A 24,060-nucleotide genomic window follows, 5' to 3' on the forward strand; every position below is an offset into this window, starting at 1 on the left:
CCACACTGGCGAACATCTCGTGAGGTCAATTGTTTCAAACATCCCCAGGGGGAACCTTTGCAAGGTAAAGCGCTCCAAGATTTTGTTGTCGATAAAGTCGACGACCTGAAAGCACAAGACATCATCGCCATTGATGTTAAAGGTAAATCCAGTATTACTGACTGCATGATTATCTGCACCGGCACATCAAGCCGCCATGTGATGTCCATTGCCGGACATCTGGTTGAAGAAATTAAAGCCGTCGGCCTTGATGCCATGGGTGTGAAAGGCATTAATGAAGCTGACTGGGTCGTTGTCGATCTGGGTGAAGTGATTGTGCATGTCATGCAGGAAGAAAGCCGTCAGTTGTATGAGCTTGAGAAACTCTGGGGCTGATGCGTGAAGCTGCAACTTGTCGCCGTCGGCACAAAAATGCCTGACTGGGTGCAAACCGGTTTTAACGATTATCTGCACCGTTTCCCTAAAGACATGCCGTTTGAACTGACTGAGGTTCCGGCCGGGAAACGTGGGAAGAATGCAGACATCAAGCGCATTCTTGAAAAAGAAGGCGAACAGATGCTGGCCGCTGTCGGCAAAGGGAATCGCATCGTGACGCTGGATATTCCAGGGACACCGTGGGAAACCCCGCAACTGGCGCAACAACTGGAACGCTGGAAACAGGACGGACGCAATGTCAGCCTGTTGATCGGCGGCCCGGAAGGGCTGGCACCGGCTTGTAAAGCCGCAGCGGAACAGAGCTGGTCGCTCTCTCCGTTAACGCTTCCTCACCCGCTGGTGCGGGTTCTGGTCGCGGAAAGTCTTTACCGCGCCTGGAGTATTACCACTAATCATCCATATCACCGCGAATAACGGGTGGTGAATGTCAGCAACATGAATTAAGTAGTGGGATGAAAATAGATCGTAACCCTTTTCGCGACTATACGGCTGAATCAGCCCTCTTTGTGCGCCGTGCACTGGTGGCGTTCATCGGCATTCTGCTACTTAGCGGCGTTTTAGCTTTTAATCTTTATAATCTGCAAATTGTCCGTTTCCAGGACTACCAAACCCGTTCTAACGATAACCGTATCAAGCTGGTGCCCATTGCGCCCAGCCGCGGGATTATCTATGACCGCAACGGTACGCCGCTGGCGCTGAACCGCACGATTTATCAGCTCGAACTGGTGCCGGAGAAAGTGGACGATTTGCAGGCCACGCTTGAAGGCCTCAAACCGATAGTTGACCTCACGCAGGAAGATATCGATAACTTCAAAAAAGAACGCCAGCGTTCGCGACGCTTTACGTCTATTGCCGTCAAAACGGCACTGACTGAAGTTCAGGTTGCGCGTTTTTCCGTGAACCAGTTCCACTTCCCCGGCGTTGAAGTCAAAGGCTATCAGCGTCGCTATTATCCTTACGGTTCAGCGCTGACGCACGTTATCGGCTATGTATCGAAAATCAATGACCGTGACGTTGAACGCCTCGATAAAGATGGCATTCTGGCCAACTATGCCGCCACGCACGACATTGGGAAGCTCGGCATTGAGCGCTATTACGAAGACACGCTTCACGGTAAAACCGGCTATGAAGAAGTTGAAGTGAACAACCGTGGCCGCGTTATCCGCCAGCTTCACGAAGAACCGCCGCAGGCGGGCAAAGATATTTACCTGACGATCGACTTGCCATTACAGCAATATATTGAAGTCTTGCTGACCGGCAGCCGCGCCGCTGTCGTGGTTACCGATCCGCGCGATGGTGCCATCCGTGCGCTGGTGTCTAACCCGAGTTATGACCCGAACCTGTTTGTGGATGGCATCTCCAGCAAAGAGTACAACACGCTGCTTAACGACCCTAATAAGCCGCTGATCAACCGGACGACGCAGGGCGTTTATCCGCCAGCGTCTACCGTGAAACCCTATATTTCAGTTTCAGCGCTGACAACCGGCGTTATCAATAAAAATACCTCCCTGTTTGATCCGGGCTGGTGGCAGCTACCGGGTTCAGACAAGCGTTACCGCGACTGGAAACACTGGGGACATGGTCGCCTGAATGTGACGAAAGCCCTTGAGGAATCGGCTGATACCTTCTTCTATCAGGTTGCTTATGATATGGGGATCGACCGCCTTTCCGAGTGGATGGGTAAATTTGGTTACGGCCAGTACAGCGGTATCGATTTATCAGAAGAACGTAGCGGCAATATGCCAAACCGCGACTGGAAGTTTAAACGCTTCAAAAAACCCTGGTATCAGGGCGATACCATTCCGGTCGGTATCGGCCAGGGCTACTGGACCGCCACACCAGTACAAATCATGAAAGCCATGACCACGCTGATTAATGACGGCAATGTCAAAACGCCGCATTTGCTGCTGAGCACCAAAGTTGACGGCCAGCAGGTGCCGTACAAACAACAGGAAACGACTCAGATTGGTGATATTCATTCCGGCTATTGGGAAATTGCCAAAGACGGTATGTATGGTGTAGCAAACCGTCCGAACGGTACTGCCCGCAAGTATTTTGCTGATGCGCCTTATAAAGCCGCCGCAAAATCCGGGACAGCACAAGTTTACGGTTTGAAAGCCAATGAAATCTATAATGCGCATAAAATCGCTGAGCATCTGCGTGACCACAAGCTGATGACCTCTTTTGCACCGTATGACAAACCGACCGTGGCGGTTGCCGTGGTTCTGGAGAACGGTGGCGCGGGTCCGGCGGTGGGGACAATTTCACGCCAGATACTCGACCATATTTTACTGGGCGATAACACGACACAATTACCGGCTGACGCGCCTGCGCCGCCGGGAACCGAAGGTGATTAACCGTCAATGACTGAGAACCAACAAAAAAGATCATTGTGGTCGAAAATGCATATCGACCTGACGATGTTGCTGATCATACTTGCGCTGCTGACCTACAGTGCGTTCGTGATGTGGAGCGCCAGCGGTCAGGACATGGGCATGATGGAACGTAAAATCGGCCAGATCCTGATGGGTCTGGTGATTATGCTGGTCATGGCGCAAATCCCGCCGCGCGTTTACGAAAGCTGGGCGCCTTACCTCTACATCTTCTGTGTCTTCCTGCTGGTGCTGGTGGATGCTTTCGGCAGTATCAGTAAAGGTGCACAGCGCTGGCTGGATTTGGGGATCATTAAATTCCAGCCGTCAGAACTGGCGAAAATTGCCGTGCCCCTGATGGTCGCGCGCTTTATCAACCGTGACGTTTGCCCGCCCTCACTCAAAAATACCGCGATTGCCCTGGCATTAATCTTCATCCCTACCCTGCTGGTCGCGGCACAGCCGGACCTTGGCACCTCAATTCTGATTGCCGCATCCGGTTTATTCGTGCTGTTCCTTTCGGGCATGAGCTGGAAACTGATTGCCGTCGCCGCCCTTCTGGTTGCGGCGTTTATCCCGATCCTGTGGTTCTTCCTGATGCACGACTATCAGCGTGACCGCGTCATGATGCTGCTGGATCCTGAAAGCGATCCGCTGGGCGCGGGCTATCATATTATTCAGTCTAAAATTGCGATCGGCTCTGGCGGTCTTTCCGGCAAAGGCTGGTTGCATGGCACGCAGTCTCAGCTGGAATTCCTGCCCGAGCGGCATACCGACTTTATCTTTGCCGTGCTCGCGGAAGAACTGGGGCTGATTGGCGTTCTGGTGCTGCTTGGGCTGTACTTATGCCTGATCATGCGCGGTCTGATGATTGCCGCCCATGCACAGACCACTTTTGGCCGCGTGATGTCCGGCGGACTGATGCTGATTCTGTTCGTTTATGTGTTTGTTAACATCGGCATGGTCAGTGGTATTGTCCCGGTAGTTGGGGTACCTTTGCCTCTGGTCAGCTATGGCGGGTCAGCACTCATCGTGCTAATGGCAGGGTTTGGTATCGTTATGTCGATACATACTCATCGAAAAATGTTGTCGAAAAATTTATAGAGGTGAGCAATGCGTAAGGAGTGGCTTGGAGCTGTCATTATCGGTTTGCTGCTAAGTGGTTGTGCCACTGATGAAACACAGCAACAACAACCGGCACCGCAGCAAGCCTACAACGGCCCTGTGGTAGAAATCGGCGGGGCTGATCCGCGTTACGAACCTTATAATCAGGGCACGATGCAGGATTATACCGTTAACGGTAAAACCTATAAGATCATTAAAGACCCGTCGAACTTCTCGCAGGTAGGACAGGCTGCCTGGTACGGTCAGGAGAATGGTGGCAACACCACCGCGATCGGGGAAGAATTCGACCCGACTGCCATGACCGCTGCGCATCCGACGTTGCCGATCCCAAGCTATGTCCGGGTCACCAACATGGCGACAGGACGCATGCTGGTCGTGCGTGTTAACGATCGAGGCCCTTACGTGCCGGGCAAAATCATTGATTTGTCTCAGGCTGCGGCAGACCGCCTGAACCTGACCAACAGCACCAAAGTACGCATTGATTTTATCAACGTCGCGCCTGATGGCACACTCTCCGGCCCGGGGACGATTGGTACGACCGTCGCCAAACAATCTTATGCATTACCGTCACGTCCAAGCTTAGGCGCCAGCAATATGGGTACGCCGACGCTGACCGCTGAGCCGGTGAATACATCGGATGTCCGCCCGATCAGTAACAGCACGCTCAGTAATCCGAATGCCGCGCCATTAACGAATGACGAAGATAACAACGGCGCCGTAGCCTCTGCGCCAGCAGCGACCACGATGTCCGGTAACAGCGGCGGCGGCGGGTTTCTGAGCGCGCCAACACCTCTGCGTCAGGGTGTGTTAGAAGGCAGCGAACCGGTAACAGCACCGGTTGCTGTCGCCAGTGCCGCGCCGGTAGCAGCAGCTGCGGCCTCCGCAGCGCCTGCGCATACCACTGCCATTCCTTCCTCGGGATTTATGGTGCAGGTTGGCGCACTGAGTAACCCGCAAAATGCACAGTTGTGGCAAAAAAGCCTCAGCCAGCGTTTCTCCGTGCCGGGAAAAGTGCAGGCGAATGGCAGTACTTACCGCGTTCAGCTTGGGCCATTCAGCACCCGTCAGCAGGCCGTTCAGCTGCAACAGCGACTGGCCAGCGAAGCTCAGCAGCAGTCTTTCGTCACCGCCGGCATGTAATAGCAAAATACGGGGCGACGGCCCCGTTCTTATAAGTCCCCATTCTTATAAGTAAAAGTCAGTAAGCGCCGGTAATCGAAGATGTCTGACTTATGACTCTTCTGCTATAGTGGCGCACGTTTATCACTTACTCCCACGGATGTTGTTGTCCCGATCATGAAACTTGTAAATACTTCACGTTTAGTCAAAAGCCTCGCATTTGGCACCGTAATCACTCTGAGTGCAGCGTCCGCCTATGCCGACGATGTTAATTTAAAAACAATGATCCCTGGCGTTCCGCAGATTGATGCTGAAGCCTATATCCTGATCGACTACAACTCCGGCAAAGTGCTGGCAGAAATGAATGCCGATGCGCGCCGCGACCCTGCCAGCCTGACTAAAATGATGACCAGTTATGTTATCGGTCAGTCCATCAAAGCCGGCAAAATATCTCCGACCGACATTGTTACCGTGGGTCCGGACGCCTGGGCCACCGGTAATCCGGTGTTCAAGGGCTCTTCCCTGATGTTCCTCAAACCGGGCGATCGTGTCCCGGTTTCCGAGCTCAACCGTGGGATCATTCTGCAGTCGGGTAACGACGCCTGTGTGGCAATGGCCGACCATGTGGCCGGAAGTCAGGATGCTTTCGTTGCCATCATGAACAATTACGTGAACTCGCTGGGTCTGAAAAATACCCATTTCGGTACCGTTCATGGTCTTGATGCGGCGGGCCAGTACAGCTCAGCCCGCGATATGGCGCTGATCGGTCAGGCGCTGATCCGTGATGTGCCGGAAGAATACGCCACGTACAAAGAGAAAGAATTCACCTTCAACAATATCCGCCAGATGAACCGTAACGGTTTGTTGTGGGATAACAGCCTGAATGTTGATGGCATTAAAACCGGTCATACTGATTCAGCGGGCTATAACCTGGTAGCTTCTGCGACAGAAGGCCAGATGCGTCTGATCTCCGCCGTGATGGGCGGTCATACGTATAAAGGCCGTGAAGTTGAAAGTAAAAAGCTGCTGACCTGGGGCTTCCGTTTCTTCGAAACCGTTTCTCCGCTGAAAGCCGGTAAAGAGTTTGCTTCAGAACCTGTCTGGTTCGGCGATACTGACCGCGTCGCATTGGGCGTTGAGAAAGATGCTTACCTGACAATCCCGCGCGGTCGTATGAAAGATCTGAAAGCCAGCTACGTGCTGAACACACCGGAACTGCATGCGCCCTTGCAGAAAAATCAGGTGGTTGGGTCGATCAACTTCCAGCTTGACGGCAAAACCATTGATGAACGCCCTCTGGTGGTCATGAATGAAGTGAAAGAAGGCGGCTTCTTCGGCCGCATCGTGGATTACATCAAACTGATGTTCCACCACTGGTTTGGCTAAGTTGCCTGCTTGAAAAAGTTTGCAACAATCCCCATATAACCGGTATAGATTATGGCTCCCGCTACGGCGGGAGTTATACTTTCAGAGATAAAACTTAATACGCTGTACAACACGCTGGAGTGCACATGAAAACCAAACTGAACGAACTGCTCGAATTCCCTTGTCCCTTTACCTACAAAGTAATGGGCCTGGCACAACCCGAGCTGGTAGACCAGGTTGTGGAAGTCGTGCAACGCCATGCGCCTGGTGATTACAATCCTCAGGTAAAACCGAGCAGTAAAGGGAATTACCACTCCGTTTCGATTACGATCACTGCGACTCACATCGACCAGGTCGAAACCCTGTACGATGAACTGGGCAATATCGAAATTGTCCGCATGGTGCTGTAAGCCCTTTCTGACCGATCCGCGCGGGAGTCACCGCTGTCGCGCGTTTTCCCCCTCTTGAATGACGATAACTGCCGTGCAATCACAAAATCCGCAAGAACGTATCGTACTGCGCCAGCTTGGTCTTCAGCCTTATGAACCGGTTTCTCTGGCTATGCATCATTTTACTGAACACCGTAATGCCGGCTCGCTTGATGAGATCTGGCTGGTTCAGCATCCCCGTGTCTTTACGCAGGGCCAGGCTGGCAAAGCTGAACATGTTCTGATGCCCGGTGATATTCCGGTTATCCAGAGCGACCGTGGCGGTCAGGTAACGTATCACGGACCCGGTCAGCAGGTGATGTACGTGATGGTGGATTTAAAGCGGAAAAAGCTCGGTGTCCGTCAACTGGTGACGGCGATTGAACAAACCGTGGTGGATACGCTGGCACACTTCTCCATCGATGCGTATCCGCGTGCCGACGCGCCGGGTGTGTATGTCGATGGCAAAAAGATTTGTTCTCTGGGGTTACGCATCCGCAAAGGCTGTTCGTTACACGGCCTGGCATTAAATATTGATATGGATCTGGAGCCTTTTCACCGCATCAATCCCTGTGGTTATGCCGGCCTTGAAATGACGCAGGCGAGCCTGGAAAAGCCGGGACTGACGGTCGATCAGGTAATGCCGGTTCTGGTGAAATCTTTCAATCATCGCCTTGATTATCAGCAGGTTGATTATCTGCCCTGGCAGATTGAACACTACGCCCCTTCTCCACAGTGATCTTTCTCACGTAGCTCGCGCCTCTGCCATTTATCGGGAGCGCGAGAAAATATTTACACACCATTAACACCCCGTCAGCACATTCAAAGAACCGCTAAAATAAACAGTATTTTCAAAAGATTAACGTCTATTAACAGCTATTTTTTCACCCCCCCTTCCTGTCTGAGGTTAAAAAATTGCAGCATTTAGCACTTCCGGTCATGACGAAGGGCTGAACGAAGGGCTGCTTCAATGATATAATTTCCGCATTATTTCTACTTTTTTTGATGAATCAGCCAGTTCATTGAATGTCCTGAAAAAACTCGGGTAACGAGTGACAAACCTGGAAGCTGCAAGATTATGAGTAAACCGATTCAGATGGAACGCGGCGTCAAATACCGCGATGCAGATAAGATGGCGTTAATTCCGGTGAAAACCGTGGTCAGTGACCGGCAGGAAATGTTACGTAAGCCGGCATGGATGAAAATCAAACTGCCAGCCGACTCAACGAAAATTCAGGGCATTAAATCCGCATTGCGCAAGAATGGCCTGCATTCCGTTTGTGAAGAGGCGGCCTGCCCTAACCTTTCCGAGTGCTTCAACCACGGTACCGCAACGTTCATGATCCTGGGTGCCATCTGTACCCGTCGCTGTCCGTTCTGCGATGTGGCACACGGTCGCCCGACCGCGCCTGATACCAACGAGCCGGAAAAACTGGCCCAGACCATTTCTGATATGGGTCTGCGTTATGTCGTGATCACCTCTGTTGACCGTGATGACCTGCGCGACGGCGGGGCTCAGCATTTTGCGGATTGTATTACTGCTATCCGTGCAAAAAATCCAACCATCAAAATCGAAACTCTGGTCCCGGATTTCCGTGGCCGTATGGATCGTGCGCTGGAAATCCTGAACGCCAGCCCGCCGGACGTGTTTAACCACAATCTGGAAAACGTGCCGCGTGTTTACCGTCAGGTCCGTCCGGGTGCCAACTACGAGTGGTCCCTGACGCTGTTGCAACGTTTTAAAGAAGCGCATCCGGAAATCCCAACCAAATCAGGTCTGATGGTGGGGCTGGGTGAAACAAACGAAGAAATTATCGAAGTCATGCGCGACCTGCGTCGTCATGGCGTGACCATGCTGACGCTCGGCCAGTACTTACAGCCAAGCCGTCACCACCTGCCGGTGCAGCGTTACGTGAGCCCTGAAGAGTTTGATCAAATGAAAGAAGCAGCGATGGAAATGGGCTTCACCCATGCAGCCTGCGGTCCGTTCGTGCGTTCTTCTTATCACGCCGACCTGCAAGCTAAAGGGTTAGAGGTTAAGTAACATTTCGTAACGTCTTTGCCTGAGAAAAACAAAAAGGTTGTTCGCAAGAACAACCTTTTTTCGTTTGGCTGAGACGCCGGAGACGCGTTTACCGAAAACTCAGTCTTTGTGCTCAACACGTTGAGCAGGCTTTTCTTCTGCGGTTTTTTCAGCAGAAGCGGGAGCCGGATCATCGTTCATGGCTTTCTTGAAGCCACGCAATGCCGCGCCCAGGTCGCCGCCCAGAGAACGCAGTTTGCTGGTACCGAACAACAGAACGATCAGCACGCCGACCACCAACAATTTAGTAATACTTAGACCTTCCATACATACCTTCTTTACACTGAGTGCTGGAAAACAGCAGTGGCAATTTGCCGTTATTAACGGCCATTCGCGACGTTAATACAACCCGAAAATGTAACAGAACGGATCCAGAACTGTGCGCATTGTGACCAGAGTGAGCTATTATGAGCGTGAATAGCACGCTCATAAAGTACTTCTGTCTTTATTTACAGCAAATCCGCTGCATGTTTGCTTTCGATCAGATGAAACGACTCAGGAAAGCCTGTGTCCGCTGATGTTGCGGATTGACCAGGACATCATCCGCCGCCCCCTGCTCAACGACAACGCCGCGATCCATAAACACCACGCGATCGGCAGCCTCTTTCGCAAAACCGATCTCATGCGTCACCACAATCATCGTCAGTCCCTGCTTTGCCAGATCCCGCATGGTCGCCAGCACTTCGCCCACCAGTTCAGGGTCGAGCGCGGACGTTGGTTCATCAAACAGCATCAGCTTAGGTTTCACCGCCAGCGCACGGGCGATAGCAACACGCTGTTGCTGCCCCCCGGAAAGATGACGCGGGTAGGCATTTGCTTTATCGCTCAGGCCGACTTTTTGCAGCAATTCACGGGCATATTTCTCTGCTTCATGACGGCTTTCTTTATGCACGCCAACCGGCGCCTCAATGATATTTTGCAACACGGTCATGTGCGGATAAAGATTGAATTGCTGGAATACCATGCCGATATCCCGGCGCTGCCGCGCGATCGCCCGTTCAGGCAATTTATGCAGACGGTCACCGCGAAGTTCATAACCGATTTGCTCGCCGCCTACCATGATGGAACCGCGATCAATATCTTCCAGATGATTTATACAGCGCAGGAATGTGGACTTACCCGAGCCAGACGGCCCGAGGATCACCACCACTTCGCTGGGTTTCACATCAAGATCAATTCCCTTCAGCACCTCGTTATCACCATAACTTTTGTGCACGTTACGGGCGACCACCAGTGATGCTTGTCCGGATGACGGTACGTCAGCGGGCAATTGACTCATAAGTCCTCCTTTTGGGCCATGCCCGGTGAATGGATGATCGGTGCGGTTTTTTCTTCCGTATTGCTCTGACGACGTTTGGCGTTAGGCAATGTCCGGCGTGTGCCCCGGGAATAATAGCGTTCAATCGCAGACTGCCCGAGATTGAGCAATGACGTGATAAACAAATACCAGATCACTGCCACCATCAGCATCGGCACCACTTCAAAGGTACGGTTGTAAACCGTTTGCACGGAATACAGCAAATCACCCATGGCGATAACGCTGACCAGCGATGTGGCTTTAATCATGCTGATCAGCTGATTACCGGTCGGAGGAATAATCGAACGCATGGCCTGCGGGATGATGATCCGGCGCAGCGCGCGGCCACGACTCATGCCAAATGCCTGTGCGGTTTCCGCCTGACCATTATCGACTGACAGCAAGCCTGCCCGAATGATTTCTGCCATATAAGCCGCTTCATTCAGTGCCAGACCGGCAATGGCAGCGGTCAGCGGGGTGATCAGATCATTGGTATTCCAGCTCATGTACTCCGGACCAAACGGGACCCCGAGCACCACCCGCGGGAACAACGTCGACATGTTGTACCAGAACAACAACTGCACCAGCAGCGGCGTACCGCGGAAGAACCAGATATACAGTCCTGCTAATTTTCTCAGCAACAGGCTGTCAGACAAACGGGCAATCGCCAGCATCAGCCCGATGATGACGCCGAGCAGCATCGACACCACGGTCAGGCCGAGCGTGACGCCCAGACCTTTGATCACCGACCCTTCCGTGAACCACTGCGCGACAACGTGCCATTCAAAATTCTCGTTGTGCGATACCGCCCAAATCACATCGGCGGCAATCAGCAGCACCACTATCCAGGCAATCCAGCGGCCGTAGTTACGCGGTGCGTGGGAGAACTCAACGTTACGTCGCGGATCCTGCGTATAGTCGTCCTTGACTGCCGGCTTTGAACTATACGGTTTATCAGTCATTTAGCCTGCGCCTTTGCCAGGTTAATGCCCGGTGCCGGAATCATATTGCCTTCCAGACCCCATTTTTTCATGATGATGGCATACGTGCCGTTGTCGAACAGTTTCTGATAACCGGCGAGGATCGCGTCACGAACCGGTGAATCTTTGGCGACAACTGTCCCCTGGAAGATATCGCCAAAGCCGTTGGATTTACCGGTACCGGTCAGTTCAAGCTGGCCGCTGGCTTTTTCCACAAAATAGGTCAGCGGTGCCTGAGAAGAGAAGAACGCGTCGGAACGGTTAGAACGAACCGCCAGAATCGACGTCGGCTGATCGGCAAATGACTGTACGGTCACGGCCGGTTTGCCGTCTTTGACACATACATCAGACTGCTTACGGATAACCTGCTCAGCCGAACCGCCCGCCATCACGGCAATGCGTTTACCGCAGGTATCATCGAGGGAACTGATGTTTTCCGGGTTGCCTTTGCGCACACCGAAGACGACGTATTCTTTGACGAAATCGATGAAATCATTTTTCGCCTGACGATCAGGATAATCACCAATCGGGCCGATGCCCATCTGGTAGCGTCCAGCGGCCATACCGCTGAGGATGCCGGATAAGCCGCTCACGGAAGCATGCTCTATTTTTACCCCCATGACTTGCGCCAGCGCGTGCGCCAGATCCGCACTTGCGCCATCCAGACCGTTGGCGCTGGTCACAATTTCATACGGCGGGAAAGAACCGTTATTCACAGAGGTCATCACACCTGACTTCTGGATATCCGCAGGTAATTTTGCGTGGATCGCCGGATCCATCGTCTGAGTCGGGATTGTTACATTTTCAGCAGCAAAGGCATGTATGGAAGATACGGAAAGTAATGCAGCGGTCAGTACAGCAGCCTGACGAAATTGTTTTGCCATCATTCTCTTATTTCCTCTGTGTAAAAAGTCGGTCTGTGAGTTTATGAATGTTGTGGTTTTATAGTGAGTACCTTCCGTGGCGAATTTCCGGGTAGTGCTTTTTCATTTATCACGCGTTCCCTGGTGAGGGCGCGGTACTGCATGAGTCTGAGACAGCCGTTGAGGACCGGCCGCACACAGACTCAGTCGTTACGCAGTTGCGGTAAACCAAAACGGCGGTTTGCCAGCACCGGTAATACTTTTCGTGCGTGCGCCAGACGATCTTTATCCAGTTCGGCAAACACCAGCGCCGGGGCTTCGGCGGCGCGGGCGATGGCCACACCCAGCGGATCGACCACCATACTGTTGCCGATATTGCGCTCGCCGCATTCGCCTACGGCGACCATATACGTGGTGTTTTCCAGTGCGCGGGCCGTGACCAGCACGTCCCAGTGCATTTCTTTCAGCGGGCCTTTCACCCACGCGGCGGGCAGCACCAGCACATCAGCACCATCAAGGACCAGACGGCGCGCCAGTTCCGGGAAACGCACGTCATAACAGGTCATCAGGCCGACGTTGAACCCGGCGACATTCACCAGCGGTGGCACTTCGTCCCCCGCCGTGACATTTTTTGATTCCTGAGAAGAGAACGCGTCATAAAGATGCAGTTTCTGATATTCAGAAATAATTTCGCCATTACTGATGGAAATCAGTACGTTATAAGCACGACCATCCGGTGCAGGCGTATGCACGCTCATCATGGTGGTCATCTGATTGCCACGACTGGCCGCCAGCAACTGGCTGACAAACGGGCCATCCAGCGGCTGCGCCGCTTTTAAAACCAAATCCGGATCGGTAATGTCACGCGCCAGAATACCTTCCGGCAACACCAGCAAATCCACGCCCGCTTCCAGAGATTTCGCCATCAGCGAAAGGCAGGTTTCGACGTTGGCTTCCCATTCGCGGGAAACAGCAAACTGACCTAAGGCAACTTTCATTTTTGACTCCCCTGTCGCTCATGGGTAAAAGCGATCGGTTAAGGGTTACAGGGCAAAGTTCGGGAACAAATCTCGCGGCGTCAGGCGCTTAGCGGTCAGCCCCTGCGCATGTAATTCCTGCGCAAAATCGTCGATCATCTTTTCATTGGCGGCGTAACCGTTTGCATTCCAGTCCGCAGGTAAATCGACCACGGTGCGACGTAAATCATCCAGCAACCATGGCGTGGTGTCGGCGTATTTCGCGCGCTTATCCATCCAGACTTCATAAGAACGGTCAATGATGTCGCTCAGCGCCTGCGGTAACCACGGATGCTCTTCGGCCAGTGCAGGTTTGATCGCCAGCAGGTGGATGCCGGGGATATAGCCGACACGCTTGAAATAGGCCAGTTCGGCGGCACGGAAATCCGGCTGAAACTGACGGAAACCGGAATCAGGCTTGAAAAAACCCTCAGGCATAAACGGTGTAAATACCGCATCCAGCCAGCCTTCCTGTAATAATTCCATCATCGGACGCTCTTGCGGCACGGCTTCAATGCGCCCTTCGCGGCCAAAACCGGCCAGACGGTCAACAATCGGGTGCGCTGCGGTCAGACGGCCGACATACCAGTTCGCCTCTTCAATGCCCACCCCTTCCAGTGCCAGCAATGTGCGGGTCCAGGTGTTGCCTGAATCCTGCCAGCCTGTCAGGCCAATACGTTTACCGGCCAGCTGAGAAAGTTCGGTCAGCGGACTGTCTTCGCGGGTGATGATGCAGCGCTGACGAAAGCCACGCATCAGGAAATGCGGTATCGCCAGCAGGTCCGTTTCGCCCCGCGCACGCCCTTGTGCATAACGGCTGAAAGAGACTTCACCCGCATCGTATTTATCGCTGGTGCCCAGGTTATCAACCAACGTGCCCACGCGGTCTATCTCAAGATTAAACCCTTCCGGTTTAAGATCGCCTAATGCCAGCGGCGTAAAATAATCCCAGTCACGAACTGCCAGCCTGATGGTAATCGTCACATCTTTCCCCTTAAGTGTCAGCATGGTTGATATGCAGAAAAACAACTGTGCGTTTACAAACCTTCCCGAAAACACACCAAATTCTTTTACGAAGGCCATCATTTTCACTGCAATGTGATTATTTTATCGCCCCCGTTGGCTAACTTTGATACTAATGGCATAAATTAATATGTACAATAGAATCTTTGTTACTGAACAAAAGGCAAAAAAATGGCACAAAACCCTCTCGAAAAAACGCTGGATGCAGAATGGTTAGCGACGCAGTTACAGGATCGTTCCATGCGGGGCATTGCGATTGAAACCGCGGCGATGATCCGATCTGGCGTGATCGAGATTGGTACGCATCTTCCTGCCGTGCGTGAACTGGCACAGGCGCTGGGCGTCAGTCCGGCCACGGTTTCTGCGGCCTGGGGCCAGTTGCGACGTCAGAAAGTGATCGCCGGACGCGGGCGAAACGGCGTCTGGGTGTGCGGCGATATGCTGTCACCCAGACCGGCACGCTTCGAGAAAATCGGCAATTTTGGTGAGCATATTATTGCGGATCTGGCACTGTCATCACCGGATCCGGCACTGCTGCCAGACCTGCATGAAGCCATGCAGCACGGCGTTGGCGCAGACAATCTGAACAGTTATCAGCGTGAGGCTATCGCACCGTCGTTGCTTAGCGCCGCACGTCAGGACTGGCCTTATGACGCCCCCGCTTTTATGGCGGCAGATGGCGGATTTGACGGCATGAACCTGACGCTGCAAACCCTGCTGATGCAGGGGTCAGTGGTAGCGATTGAAGACCCGACCGCCACACGACTGCTGGATATGCTGGACAATCTTGGGGCGCAGGTGATTGCGGTGAAATGCGACGAATTCGGGCCCACGCCAGAGTCGCTCAGCCAGGCACTGCTGAAAAATCCCTCCGCCTTTATTTTTCAGCCACGCACTCATTCGCATTGCGGCCATGCCATTAACGCAGAACGTTATGCTGCACTGGCCGACATTCTCAGCCAAAGTCACACGCTGATTATTGAAGATGACGGCATCGGGCAGTTGTCGCGTTACGCGCCGCTGAGTATGGGCAGCAAACTGCCGGACCGCACGGTGCATGTCCGTTCTTATTCCAAAGCCTACGGACCGGATCTGCGGCTGGCGGTGATTTCGGGATCGGTGGATTTAATCAAACAAATCAAATCATTCCGTAATTTTGGTGCCGGCTGGTCGAGCCGTATTTTGCAGGAGGCGCTGGCGTGGCTGATTAATGATCCGAAAACGCAGGAAGGGATTACGCAGGCTAAAAAAGTGTATGCGGAGCGACGCAAAGCGATGTCCGATGCGTTGCGCATTCGCGGCGTGAATATCCCTGACCGCGACGGGCTGGCGATGTGGATCCCGGTACCCTCGGAACAGTTTGCGCTGGTGACGATGGCCGCACGCGGCATTGCGGTGCTGCCCGGCGAGCGCAGCCGCATCGGGCCGGGGCAATTTATCCGTATCAGCACCAGTCAGGTGAAACCGGAGCAGGTTGATCTGATCGCCGACGCTATCGTGCTGGCGCTGGATGCCTGATCACTCAGAGTTTTTTAAGCAAATACTTGGGTGATTCCTCATACTGTGCCCGCGCATAAAACGTGTGGGCGCGTACGCGGCGGGTATGACTGTGAACTTCCATCCGGTCACAGCCCCGTTCCGCCGCCAGACGTTCGGCTTCATCGAGCAATTTCTGGCCGATACCGCCGCCGCGTGCGTGATCGCTGACGCACAAATAACTGATGCGACAAAATTCGCCGGTCAGCGCAATTTGCGGGATAAAATGCAAAGAGATAAATCCGACGGCTTTCCCGTCCGCTTCAGCGACCAGCAGACGGCTATCCGGGTTCGCCGCCATTTTCACCACCCGTTCCGCGATCGCTTCCGGCGTATTGGGATAATCCAGATCGCCCAGTAATTGCGCCAGAACCGGCGCATCGGACGCCATACCTTCTCTGATCAACATGACTTTCTCCTCGTAAAATGTTGTTTCAGTCTCACGGCTACACAAGCCTGAATGCGCGGGGTAAACTTAGCGCCCGGCCCTTTGCGAATTCATCTGTTTTTTTAAGGCATTCCTATGTTTAGCACCTTACTTGCAGTCTTTATTGGTGGCGGTATTGGCAGCGTTGTGCGCTGGTATGTCAGTCTGAAAATGAACGGCATCAGCCCGGTGCTGCCAGCCGGTACGCTGACAGTAAATCTGGTCGGTGCCTTTATCATTGGTCTCGGCATCGCGATTTTCACCCGTCTGACCCATCTCGACCCGGTATGGAAACTGCTGATCACCACCGGCTTCTGCGGCGGCCTGACAACCTTTTCCACCTTCTCTCTGGAAGTGGTCTACATGCTACAGGAGGGTCGCTTCGGTGCTGCACTGCTGAACATGGCGCTGAATATGGCCGGTTCACTGGCCATGACATTACTGGCGTTTATGCTGGTCAGCTGGTTCAGCGCGCACTGATCTTATCTTCCGTCGATGCCTTTTTAATGACAAGAGGCATCGCTGTGATAAATCTGTGACGTGGATTCCCCTCCTTCCGCCGTCTCTTAATGTTTCCTTCATCTTATCCGCTGATAATAGCGACAGTTCACTCTGCTTTATCTTTGAGGTATGACATGTTTTCTTTTCCCAAAACGTCTTCTGAGTTCCTGATTGTTGCTCTCTGCGTTCTGACTGTTGTGGCTTTTTTACAGGCATACTTTGCTTAACAGCCCCGCGTAACCCGCAACTTTCCCCTTTTCCGTAAACGGCGCTTTCCTCTGGATTGCGCCGTTTACATTTGTACGTTGTGCTACATGGCGCAGAAAAAACGTCAGTTTTTACCCCATTCATAATACAAATATTTACCTGCCTCTCCATATTCCCTATACTTGAGAATGATCGTTCACAAACTACATCAGCCAAATTACCGGGTATCGCATGCTTCCCCTACAACAATGCACGAAAGATGTGCGCATCAGCGCACGTCGCGACCAGATCATTGCCGCCGCACGTCTGTGTTTTCGCAGGCATGGTTTCCACGGAGCAGGCATGGCTGAAATTGCCAAAACGTCCCAGCTCAGTGTGGGACAAATTTACCGCTATTTCGCCAATAAAGATGCGATCATCGAAGAAATCGTGCGCCGGATTGTGATGAAGAAAATCCGGCTGATGACCGGTAACGCACATAACCTGCAGCAGGTTGCCCATAATCTGGCACACCGGCGGATCGGCAATTTAAGCGCGCCGTATAAAGAAGATCAGTGCACTGAACACAAAGAGCAGGCCGAAATTGACCACGCGCTGATGCTGGAAGTCGCCGCAGAAGCGACCCGCAATCCGATCGTGGAAAAAATCTGGCGTGACTCCGAAAAACAGCTGTTCCAGGAAGCAAAAACGCTCCTCAGTGCCACCTTCCCGCAATTTTCCGATGCTGAAATGACGGCAAAAGTCGAGTCATTAGCGGTAATTTGTGAAGGTACCGCTTTTCGTCGCCTGACGACTGTTCACGCCGACGCTGAGCTTCTGGAAGCCTTGTACCATCGCTATTTCCGGAGCCTCTTCGAAACGGATTTCCGCCCCCATAAACTGGAATAAACTTTTGCTGCCATCCTGATGTTCATGACGCTGGTGCGTAAAGCGGCGTAAAACTCTGGCGATCAACAGGCAAAAAAAAACCCGCTTCGGCGGGTTTTTTCAATCAATCGGCTAAAGTCAGATAGCGATAACGTTAGCAGCCGACGGGCCTTTGGCACCATTGGTGATTTCGAACTCTACGCGTTGGCCTTCAGCAAGGGTTTTGAAACCGTTGCTGGAAATAGCAGAGAAATGAACGAAAACATCTTTGCTGCCATCTTCAGGGGTAATGAAACCGAAACCTTTAGATTCATTGAACCACTTAACGCTACCTTTAATCTTAGACATCAAACTTACCTTTAACGTGAATGTTGGACACAAAAAGTGTGTCAAATACAGTACAGCAACAGATTTCACTTTTGTCCAGAATTCTGATGGCAATAAGCGATAAACCTCTCACTCTTCGCTTTCTGTTGCCTTTTTCTGCTGCGAAAAAGGCCCTTAATAGACTTCTGACATCAACCGGTTAGAAGAAAGAGTCATCATCATTATTGAAATCGTCAGTGTTGAAATCATCATTTCCGAAACCCAAATCCGAATTGTCATTGCGCAGCGACGCATCTTCCCATGACGGCTGGTTGCTGTCGAAACTCTGACTGTTATCAAGGAAGCTGCTGTCAGCAGGATTAAGATCCTGCACCGGCGGTTCTTCGATGATATTGACGATTTCCTGCGGCTGGCTGTGATGGAACATGCCGGTCAGCATATCCGCCAGCACCACCCCGCCCGCGACGCCTGCGGCCGTGCGCAATGCACTGCCCAGAAAACCCGGCTGCTGCGGTGCAGCTTGTGCCGGTGCCTGCTGTTGCGGCTGTGAGGCATATTGCTGTGGCTGAGGCGGGTTACCCCAGCCTTGCGTACCGGGAATCGGCTGGCTGCCCTGCGACGCCTGGCGTTGCGCTTCAGGCTGAGAAGAGGAGCCGCCGCCAAACAAGCCAGCCAGAAAACCGGTACTTTGCGGTTTGGCCGTCTGCGCCTGTTGTTGCAACTGCTGAACCTGCTGTTGCAGTTCCTGTACCTGTGTATTGAGTTTGGTCAGTGCCGCTTCCTGAATAATCATCGCCTGCGCCATGTAATAAGGGGCAGACGGCTGCTGACGAATATGGGCCTGAATCACACGTTCAGCTTCCGCATCACGCGGTGCCGTACCGGACTCCGCCTGTTGTAAGCGACTAAAAAGCCCGTCAATTAAACGCTGTTCTTCAGATTGCATAAGTTCACCTTGTTGATGTGTTGCGCTGCGTCAGGAAAGACGCCAGTCGGCGTTATACAGATACAGTAATACAGTTAGTTTTTTGTATGAATTAACGGAGTGTCAACAAATGTGACGGAGGTAAAGATAGTGCAGAAAGCGCGCAGAGGCATTGAAAAACCGCCTGCGAGACCACAAGCGGTGAAATATCAGGGCCTACTTTTTCGGCGTCCAGCCGAGGATGAAATCCTGATCCGGCAGGCTGGTGTAGTTGCGCACGATATCGTGATAAGTCTTTGCCGGGTCCAGATCTTTAAACTGTTGCGGATAAATAAACTTCGCCAGATATTCCATGCCGACAATGTTATACGGGTGGTTGTAGAACTGGTGATAAACACCGTAAACGTGACCCGCCTTCACCGCAGGGATTTGCGCCACGCCGGTGCGTGAAAGCAGCACGTTGGCTTCTTTATCCACATCCGCCTGGTCCGCACCGTAGCCAAACGGCAGAATGTGCGTCACAGCCCCGCTTTTCGGACGCGCCGAACCGGTCATGATGTAAACATCCGGCTTCATGCTGATCACCTGTTCCAGAGAAACAGTGCCTGATGCACCCGGCAGGAGTTGAGAGCCGATATTATTGGCCTCTACCGCCTGGATCAGTTTGCCCCATCCCGCATTACCGTGAGTAAAACAACAGGAATCGTCGCGACCGGCAATCGGCTCGATGAAGACATTCGGCCTGGTTTTAATCGCCGCTACGGCTTTCTGAATGGCCTGGAAATGCTGGTTATAGAACGTGGTGTAAGCGCGGGCGTTATCTTCCTGATTCATCACTTTACCGAGCAGCTCAATACTTGGCGCGGTATTTTTTGCCGGATCCAGCTCATAATCGACAAACAGTACTGGAATGTGCAGCGCGGCGAGTTTATCCAGTACGCCCGCCTGCGCCAGTGAATCCTTCGCCCGCATCTGCGCAATCATCAGATCCGGTTTTTTAGCGATCACCGTTTCCAGATCCACCTGCCCTTTATCACTGAATCCCATGTCGAGAATTTTCGCCGATTCAGGCCATTTGCTTTTCAGCATTTCCCAGGTGCCGCTGTCGGTTTTCTTCAGCAGGTTATTCCAGGCCACGACATGCTGAAAAGGGTTGGCTTTATCCAGCACGGCCAGCGCCAGAAGATCACGCCCGTCCTGCAAAATGACCCGTTGCGGCGCTTTATCGAGGGTGACTTTCTGACCGGCCATGTCCGTGACCGTCAGCGGATACGTGGTAGCAAAACTGGCGAAGGAGGTCGCCATCAGACCGGCAACAGACAGCACGCGAGCAGTATTCTTTAACATGCGATTACCCGAAAATGAGAATGAATGAAAAATGATTTTGATAATTGTTATCAACTCAAGCTGAAATAATAAACAAGGAAAGGTGAAAGGGGCAACGTTTTTAAAGCGGACAGGAGGCGTTAAAACATGTCGAAATATTAACGGGATACCGCAAGGGCATCCCGTTTCGCGTCACAGGGTCGCAGGCAATTTCAGCCGCTGACTTTATCACTGCCGGTACTGACGTTGTCGCGGCCAATAAAATGCAGCAGGAATTCGCTCACCATCACGCGTTTAAACGCGGACTGTTTTTTGTCAGCCGCAGCGCTGTGACCACCGTCCGTATTCTCGTAAAAATAGACCTGCGGGATACCCAGCGCCTGCATTTTCGCTGCCATTTTACGGGCATGGTCAGGCCCGACGCGGTCATCGCTGGTCGCCGTTGAGAAGAATACCGGCGGGTATTTTTTTGTCGGATCGATATTGTGATACGGCGAAAATTCGCGGATAAACGCCCATTCTTCCGGTTTCTGCGGGTCGCCGTATTCAGCAATCCACGAAGCGCCAGCCGAGATTTGCGTGTACCGGTACATATCCAGCAGCGCCACTTCACACACGATGGCCCCGAATAATTCCGGGTAGCGCGTCAGCATATTGCCAACCAGCAAGCCGCCGTTGCTGCCGCCTTGCGCCGCCAGATGGGCGGGTGAAGTGATTTTGCTGGCAATCAGCGCCTTCGCCACGGACGAGAAATCTTCATACGCGCGCAGACGTTTTTCTTTCAGCGCGGCTTTATGCCATTCCGGCCCGTATTCACCCCCACCGCGTATATTCGCCACCACAAACACGCCGCCGCGATCCAGCCACGCCACGCCACTGACGCCAAGATAATACGGCTCAAGTGAAACTTCGAAACCGCCGTAGCCATACAGCAGCGTCGGATTTCTGCCGTCATACGCCACGTCTTTGGACGAGATGACAAAATACGGTACGCGGGTACCGTCGTCGGACGTCGCGAAATGCTGGCTGACCTGATAACGGGTGGCGTCGAAATGCGACGGATCTTGTTTCAGCAGTTCGGCTGCAACGTTTGCACCGTTATCCAGATTTCCAAGCGACAGACTGGCTGGTTGCAGGAAACCGCTGACGCTCATGAAATATTCATTGGTCTCATCATCCACGCCCCACGCATTGATTTTGCTCAGTTCCGGCACTTTGCCGAACGGCTCACGTTGCCAGCCGCCGTCTTTTGGCGTCAGCACTTCAAGCCGGTTGACGACATCGCGCGTAATGCTGAGGATGATATGATCTCGGGTATAGGAATAGCCGTTGAGCTGATCACGGGTAGCCGTGACACCGCTGAGAGAAGAATGCGCACCCGGCATAAACAGCGGTTTCAGCGTTCGTTCACCCGCCATAAAAGCGTCAAAATTCATGGTCAGCAACGAACCGGACGGCCAGCTTTCGCCGTTTACCTCCCATTCGCTGGAAGGTTGGATCAGGATCCACTCCCGCCAGGTGCTGAATTTGGCATCCGCCGGCACGTCGATTTTGACTAAGTTTTTATCGGCATCCAGCAGGAACACTTCACGGTGATAGAAGTCGGTGACACGCACCACATAGTTGTGCTCAAACCCTTTGAGGGCATCGCGATAACCCGCGGCCATCATGTCTGTCTTTTCGGCGCTGAACACGGTGACCGCTTCGCAAAGTGGCGTACCACGCTGCCAGATTTTGACGATGCGCGGATAACCCGAATCGGTCATCGAACCTTCACCAAAATCGGTGGCGACAAACACATGGTCGCGGTCAATCCAGCTGATGCGGCTTTTCGCGACAGGTAAATAAAAACCGTCCGGCACAAAATCCCGGGTGATTAAATCAAACTCACGGACTTCAGAGGCATCACCGCCGTCTGGCGACAGCACTAAAAGCGCGCGTCCGAAGTCCGGTTTTAAATTCCAGAAACCGTGATATACCCATTCTTTCCCTTCAGCTTTACCCAGCGCATCAATATCCAGCACGGTTTGCCACTGCGGTTCGGCTTTGCGGAATTCATCCAGCGTGGTCTTGCGCAAAATGCCCTTCGGGTTCTGAGCGTCCTGCCAGAAGTTGTACCAGTCGTTGCCGCATTTCCACACACCAGGGATGTGATCCGGCGAGTTCAGACCTTCCAGTACTTTCTCCCGCAGCGGATCGAAATCTTTGCCCTGAGTAAACGCGGCCAGCGTGATGGCGTTTTGCTCACGCGCCCATTCCAGCGCTTTTTCATTGCGTAAACCTTCGAGCCAGATGAAATCATCCTGCGGGGGGGAGAGGGGATCGGTTGTCATAATATTCAGCCCTGAAAAATATAAAGAGTTCAGAAATACCCGTTTTGTGGCGGTGATTTCAAGTCTTTTAAGTTTCTGTCAGTTTCGGAATAACCTTCCGAAAATCGTGATTTTTTTTCTTAAAAAATCCATTCTGCGATCTGCATGTGTTTCTGCCCTCCTTTTTTGTGAGTCACCTCAAGCATTGAAATAACAGGAACGCCTATAAAGAAATCATTACTTTGTGATGACAAAAAATGACAGGGAACTGAGGTAGAAAAGGGAAACGAAAAATCAGGCAGTAACCGAAAAGGAGTGAGTACATGGAATGGAAAATCATAGACATCCTGAATATTCCGCAGACCGGGCTGAAGTATATCTGCATTCAGGCTTTTAAAAACCTGAAGCTGATTTTGTCCGTAGATAATGATTTTAAGCTGCAAACCGGCGACACGTTAGAGATTACGCCGGAGGGCTATTCACTGAACCGTCATCAGGCACAGAGCCTGAAAATTCACCGAATGATGCCGTATTGTCAGAAACGCTGGCAATCGCTTTCCATTCAGTAAATGTGTTTAAACGCATGTCCGCAATAGAAAAGCCGGCATTCAACTGACCGGCTTTTTCTTTTGTTCACGTCGCCTGTCCGACAGGCCGTCGTGATCGCCCAATTGCTGCTCCGGCACGTCCCGCCAGCGGTCTTTGCGCGTCGCTTCATATTCCTGATTCAGCGGATAATAAATGCGATTTTCCGGCTTATTGGCCTCGCCGACAACCAGAAGACGCACTTCCTCATCGCTGTTGTTAATGAAGGTATGACAGATACCGGTACCGTGCGGAAATGCCACGGCATCGCCCGGTTTCAGCGGGTGCAGATGGCCATTAATCCAGGCGTCAGGATGCCCTTCCAGCACGTACACAAACTCATCTTCTGCACTTTCCGCGTGGGCGAAACAGGTACGACGCCCCGGTAACAAACGTTCGTGATGAATACCAATTTTCGTCAGGCCAAGCGCTCTGCCGAGCGGTGCGCCAATCGACATCAGTTCATCATCACCGGGATAATTGCCGTCGTCAGGACCTTCGAGCTCGGTCCAGTGTCGGATAAAGTCAGGTCTTCCCTTGCTCATAAAATCTCCGGATAACATTGCCGATAATCAATTTTAGTACAATGCCGTTGATGTCTGCTGCATGGAGTATGGGCTTTGCGTCTGCGTAATATGTTTCGGCAAACAGGCAAATCTTATATGAACCTTCTCACCGTCGTTGCTTTCACCCAGCGTCTGGAATTTGCCGGTACAAAAATCGAAGATCTTTTTGTAGGTATCCGCACGACGCTGACGCTCAAGGATTGAAAAGACGGACGTCGTGTAACTCGCTTCACCCTGCGTAAACGAAGGATCAAAATTGGCCGGGCGATAGGTTGCATCGCCAACCGGTTTATCGATAGAGGAACAGCCTGCCAGCAAACCCGCGACGACGGCCGCGGCAACCCATATTATGGTGATATTTTTCATGACTCATCC

26 protein-coding genes are annotated in these 24,060 nt (G+C 52.5%); 13 read left to right on the plus strand and 13 right to left on the minus strand.

Going from position 1 to position 24,060, the window contains the following annotated elements; all coding sequences use genetic code 11:
- Positions 1–57: 57 nt before the first annotated feature.
- The 9 genes from rsfS (at position 58) to lipA (ending at position 8,888) form a co-directional block, all read left to right on the plus strand.
- Positions 58–375, plus strand: coding sequence for a ribosome silencing factor (gene rsfS, locus RAHAQ2_RS15660; protein WP_015698163.1), 318 nt, complete (start codon positions 58–60; stop codon positions 373–375).
- Positions 376–378: 3 nt separating this feature from the next.
- Positions 379–849 (plus strand): 23S rRNA (pseudouridine(1915)-N(3))-methyltransferase RlmH, encoded by a 471-nt coding sequence (rlmH, locus tag RAHAQ2_RS15665; protein WP_013576495.1) that lies wholly within the window; start codon positions 379–381, stop codon positions 847–849.
- A 38-nt stretch (positions 850–887) separates the two neighbouring features.
- The gene (mrdA, locus tag RAHAQ2_RS15670) at positions 888–2,792 is read left to right on the plus strand and encodes a peptidoglycan DD-transpeptidase MrdA (protein WP_015698164.1); all 1,905 of its coding nucleotides are present in this window, start codon (positions 888–890) and stop codon (positions 2,790–2,792) included.
- A gap of 6 nt (positions 2,793–2,798) precedes the next feature.
- Entirely contained in the window at positions 2,799–3,911 is a 1,113-nt protein-coding gene (gene mrdB, locus RAHAQ2_RS15675; protein ID WP_015698165.1) for a peptidoglycan glycosyltransferase MrdB, read from the plus strand.
- A gap of 9 nt (positions 3,912–3,920) precedes the next feature.
- Complete coding sequence (rlpA, locus tag RAHAQ2_RS15680; protein WP_015698166.1) at positions 3,921–5,072, plus strand: endolytic peptidoglycan transglycosylase RlpA; 1,152 nt, start codon at positions 3,921–3,923, stop codon at positions 5,070–5,072.
- 156 nt (positions 5,073–5,228) lie between these two features.
- Positions 5,229–6,437 (plus strand): D-alanyl-D-alanine carboxypeptidase DacA, encoded by a 1,209-nt coding sequence (gene dacA / locus RAHAQ2_RS15685; RefSeq protein WP_013576499.1) that lies wholly within the window; start codon positions 5,229–5,231, stop codon positions 6,435–6,437.
- Between the two features lie 125 nt (positions 6,438–6,562).
- Positions 6,563–6,826 (plus strand): DUF493 family protein YbeD, encoded by a 264-nt coding sequence (gene ybeD, locus RAHAQ2_RS15690; protein WP_013576500.1) that lies wholly within the window; start codon positions 6,563–6,565, stop codon positions 6,824–6,826.
- A 58-nt stretch (positions 6,827–6,884) separates the two neighbouring features.
- Entirely contained in the window at positions 6,885–7,583 is a 699-nt protein-coding gene (lipB, locus tag RAHAQ2_RS15695; protein ID WP_015698167.1) for a lipoyl(octanoyl) transferase LipB, read from the plus strand.
- Between the two features lie 339 nt (positions 7,584–7,922).
- Complete coding sequence (lipA, locus tag RAHAQ2_RS15700) at positions 7,923–8,888, plus strand: lipoyl synthase (protein ID WP_013576503.1); 966 nt, start codon at positions 7,923–7,925, stop codon at positions 8,886–8,888.
- Between the two features lie 99 nt (positions 8,889–8,987).
- Here the strand turns inward: lipA and tatE are convergent, their stop codons facing one another.
- The 6 genes from tatE to RAHAQ2_RS15730 form a co-directional block, all read right to left on the minus strand.
- Positions 8,988–9,194 (minus strand): twin-arginine translocase subunit TatE, encoded by a 207-nt coding sequence (gene tatE / locus RAHAQ2_RS15705; protein ID WP_013576504.1) that lies wholly within the window; start codon positions 9,192–9,194, stop codon positions 8,988–8,990.
- A gap of 214 nt (positions 9,195–9,408) precedes the next feature.
- Positions 9,409–10,206, minus strand: a complete 798-nt coding sequence (locus RAHAQ2_RS15710; protein WP_015698168.1) for an amino acid ABC transporter ATP-binding protein — start codon at positions 10,204–10,206, stop codon at positions 9,409–9,411.
- Positions 10,203–11,186: an amino acid ABC transporter permease gene (locus RAHAQ2_RS15715; protein WP_015698169.1), complete on the minus strand. Its 984-nt coding sequence runs from the start codon at positions 11,184–11,186 to the stop codon at positions 10,203–10,205. The genes RAHAQ2_RS15710 and RAHAQ2_RS15715 overlap by 4 nt, the downstream gene beginning before the upstream one ends.
- Positions 11,183–12,091 carry an ABC transporter substrate-binding protein gene (locus RAHAQ2_RS15720; protein ID WP_015698170.1) on the minus strand — a complete coding sequence of 303 codons (909 nt, stop codon included), beginning with the start codon at positions 12,089–12,091 and terminating at the stop codon, positions 11,183–11,185. Before RAHAQ2_RS15720 ends, RAHAQ2_RS15715 begins: the two co-directional genes overlap by 4 nt.
- Positions 12,092–12,270: 179 nt before the next feature.
- Positions 12,271–13,065, minus strand: a complete 795-nt coding sequence (locus tag RAHAQ2_RS15725) for a deaminated glutathione amidase (protein ID WP_015698171.1) — start codon at positions 13,063–13,065, stop codon at positions 12,271–12,273.
- A 45-nt stretch (positions 13,066–13,110) separates the two neighbouring features.
- Positions 13,111–14,067: a substrate-binding domain-containing protein gene (locus RAHAQ2_RS15730; RefSeq protein WP_037040075.1), complete on the minus strand. Its 957-nt coding sequence runs from the start codon at positions 14,065–14,067 to the stop codon at positions 13,111–13,113.
- Between the two features lie 210 nt (positions 14,068–14,277).
- Here RAHAQ2_RS15730 and RAHAQ2_RS15735 point away from each other — a divergent pair, with 210 nt between their 5' ends.
- Entirely contained in the window at positions 14,278–15,624 is a 1,347-nt protein-coding gene (locus RAHAQ2_RS15735; RefSeq protein ID WP_015698173.1) for an aminotransferase class I/II-fold pyridoxal phosphate-dependent enzyme, read from the plus strand.
- A 4-nt stretch (positions 15,625–15,628) separates the two neighbouring features.
- Here RAHAQ2_RS15735 and RAHAQ2_RS15740 read toward each other — a convergent pair whose 3' ends face one another.
- Complete coding sequence (locus RAHAQ2_RS15740) at positions 15,629–16,051, minus strand: GNAT family N-acetyltransferase (protein ID WP_015698174.1); 423 nt, start codon at positions 16,049–16,051, stop codon at positions 15,629–15,631.
- 114 nt (positions 16,052–16,165) lie between these two features.
- Here RAHAQ2_RS15740 and crcB point away from each other — a divergent pair, with 114 nt between their 5' ends.
- A complete protein-coding gene (crcB, locus tag RAHAQ2_RS15745; RefSeq protein WP_015698175.1) occupies positions 16,166–16,549 on the plus strand; it encodes a fluoride efflux transporter CrcB in 384 nt (127 codons plus the stop codon).
- Between the two features lie 459 nt (positions 16,550–17,008).
- Positions 17,009–17,665: a TetR family transcriptional regulator gene (locus RAHAQ2_RS15750; protein ID WP_015698177.1), complete on the plus strand. Its 657-nt coding sequence runs from the start codon at positions 17,009–17,011 to the stop codon at positions 17,663–17,665.
- Between the two features lie 117 nt (positions 17,666–17,782).
- On the opposite strand, the gene cspE is transcribed toward RAHAQ2_RS15750, so the two are convergent.
- The 4 genes from cspE to RAHAQ2_RS15770 all read right to left on the minus strand — a co-directional run bounded on the left by cspE (position 17,783) and on the right by RAHAQ2_RS15770 (position 22,555).
- Entirely contained in the window at positions 17,783–17,992 is a 210-nt protein-coding gene (gene cspE, locus RAHAQ2_RS15755; RefSeq protein WP_009636912.1) for a transcription antiterminator/RNA stability regulator CspE, read from the minus strand.
- Positions 17,993–18,170: 178 nt separating this feature from the next.
- Positions 18,171–18,917, minus strand: coding sequence for a DUF2076 domain-containing protein (locus RAHAQ2_RS15760; RefSeq protein ID WP_015698178.1), 747 nt, complete (start codon positions 18,915–18,917; stop codon positions 18,171–18,173).
- 195 nt (positions 18,918–19,112) lie between these two features.
- Positions 19,113–20,243, minus strand: coding sequence for an ABC transporter substrate-binding protein (locus tag RAHAQ2_RS15765; protein WP_015698179.1), 1,131 nt, complete (start codon positions 20,241–20,243; stop codon positions 19,113–19,115).
- A 191-nt stretch (positions 20,244–20,434) separates the two neighbouring features.
- Positions 20,435–22,555, minus strand: coding sequence for a prolyl oligopeptidase family serine peptidase (locus tag RAHAQ2_RS15770; protein WP_015698180.1), 2,121 nt, complete (start codon positions 22,553–22,555; stop codon positions 20,435–20,437).
- A gap of 302 nt (positions 22,556–22,857) precedes the next feature.
- Between RAHAQ2_RS15770 and RAHAQ2_RS15775 the strand changes: the two genes are divergently transcribed.
- The gene (locus tag RAHAQ2_RS15775; RefSeq protein ID WP_015698181.1) at positions 22,858–23,103 is read left to right on the plus strand and encodes a hypothetical protein; all 246 of its coding nucleotides are present in this window, start codon (positions 22,858–22,860) and stop codon (positions 23,101–23,103) included.
- Positions 23,104–23,142: 39 nt separating this feature from the next.
- On the opposite strand, the gene RAHAQ2_RS15780 is transcribed toward RAHAQ2_RS15775, so the two are convergent.
- Together RAHAQ2_RS15780 and RAHAQ2_RS15785 are read right to left on the minus strand one after the other, a co-directional pair.
- Positions 23,143–23,664, minus strand: coding sequence for a cupin domain-containing protein (locus tag RAHAQ2_RS15780; RefSeq protein WP_015698182.1), 522 nt, complete (start codon positions 23,662–23,664; stop codon positions 23,143–23,145).
- 33 nt (positions 23,665–23,697) lie between these two features.
- Positions 23,698–24,051, minus strand: a complete 354-nt coding sequence (locus RAHAQ2_RS15785; RefSeq protein ID WP_015698183.1) for a hypothetical protein — start codon at positions 24,049–24,051, stop codon at positions 23,698–23,700.
- Positions 24,052–24,060: the final 9 nt, after the last annotated feature.

Source organism: Rahnella aquatilis CIP 78.65 = ATCC 33071 (genome assembly GCF_000241955.1).
Classification (GTDB): domain Bacteria; phylum Pseudomonadota; class Gammaproteobacteria; order Enterobacterales; family Enterobacteriaceae; genus Rahnella; species Rahnella aquatilis.

Coding starts and splice junctions, on each gene's coding strand:
- mrdA (WP_015698164.1), top strand. CDS start 888: ATGAAAATAGATCGTAACCCTTTTCGCGACTATACGGCTGAATCAGCC.
- mrdB (WP_015698165.1), top strand. CDS start 2,799: ATGACTGAGAACCAACAAAAAAGATCATTGTGGTCGAAAATGCATATC.
- rlpA (WP_015698166.1), top strand. CDS start 3,921: ATGCGTAAGGAGTGGCTTGGAGCTGTCATTATCGGTTTGCTGCTAAGT.
- dacA (WP_013576499.1), top strand. CDS start 5,229: ATGAAACTTGTAAATACTTCACGTTTAGTCAAAAGCCTCGCATTTGGC.
- ybeD (WP_013576500.1), top strand. CDS start 6,563: ATGAAAACCAAACTGAACGAACTGCTCGAATTCCCTTGTCCCTTTACC.
- lipB (WP_015698167.1), top strand. CDS start 6,885: ATGACGATAACTGCCGTGCAATCACAAAATCCGCAAGAACGTATCGTA.
- lipA (WP_013576503.1), top strand. CDS start 7,923: ATGAGTAAACCGATTCAGATGGAACGCGGCGTCAAATACCGCGATGCA.
- tatE (WP_013576504.1), bottom strand. CDS start 9,194: ATGGAAGGTCTAAGTATTACTAAATTGTTGGTGGTCGGCGTGCTGATC.
- RAHAQ2_RS15710 (WP_015698168.1), bottom strand. CDS start 10,206: ATGAGTCAATTGCCCGCTGACGTACCGTCATCCGGACAAGCATCACTG.
- RAHAQ2_RS15715 (WP_015698169.1), bottom strand. CDS start 11,186: ATGACTGATAAACCGTATAGTTCAAAGCCGGCAGTCAAGGACGACTAT.
- RAHAQ2_RS15720 (WP_015698170.1), bottom strand. CDS start 12,091: ATGATGGCAAAACAATTTCGTCAGGCTGCTGTACTGACCGCTGCATTA.
- RAHAQ2_RS15725 (WP_015698171.1), bottom strand. CDS start 13,065: ATGAAAGTTGCCTTAGGTCAGTTTGCTGTTTCCCGCGAATGGGAAGCC.
- RAHAQ2_RS15735 (WP_015698173.1), top strand. CDS start 14,278: ATGGCACAAAACCCTCTCGAAAAAACGCTGGATGCAGAATGGTTAGCG.
- RAHAQ2_RS15740 (WP_015698174.1), bottom strand. CDS start 16,051: ATGTTGATCAGAGAAGGTATGGCGTCCGATGCGCCGGTTCTGGCGCAA.
- crcB (WP_015698175.1), top strand. CDS start 16,166: ATGTTTAGCACCTTACTTGCAGTCTTTATTGGTGGCGGTATTGGCAGC.
- RAHAQ2_RS15750 (WP_015698177.1), top strand. CDS start 17,009: ATGCTTCCCCTACAACAATGCACGAAAGATGTGCGCATCAGCGCACGT.
- cspE (WP_009636912.1), bottom strand. CDS start 17,992: ATGTCTAAGATTAAAGGTAGCGTTAAGTGGTTCAATGAATCTAAAGGT.
- RAHAQ2_RS15760 (WP_015698178.1), bottom strand. CDS start 18,917: ATGCAATCTGAAGAACAGCGTTTAATTGACGGGCTTTTTAGTCGCTTA.
- RAHAQ2_RS15765 (WP_015698179.1), bottom strand. CDS start 20,243: ATGTTAAAGAATACTGCTCGCGTGCTGTCTGTTGCCGGTCTGATGGCG.
- RAHAQ2_RS15770 (WP_015698180.1), bottom strand. CDS start 22,555: ATGACAACCGATCCCCTCTCCCCCCCGCAGGATGATTTCATCTGGCTC.
- RAHAQ2_RS15775 (WP_015698181.1), top strand. CDS start 22,858: ATGGAATGGAAAATCATAGACATCCTGAATATTCCGCAGACCGGGCTG.
- RAHAQ2_RS15780 (WP_015698182.1), bottom strand. CDS start 23,664: ATGAGCAAGGGAAGACCTGACTTTATCCGACACTGGACCGAGCTCGAA.
- RAHAQ2_RS15785 (WP_015698183.1), bottom strand. CDS start 24,051: ATGAAAAATATCACCATAATATGGGTTGCCGCGGCCGTCGTCGCGGGT.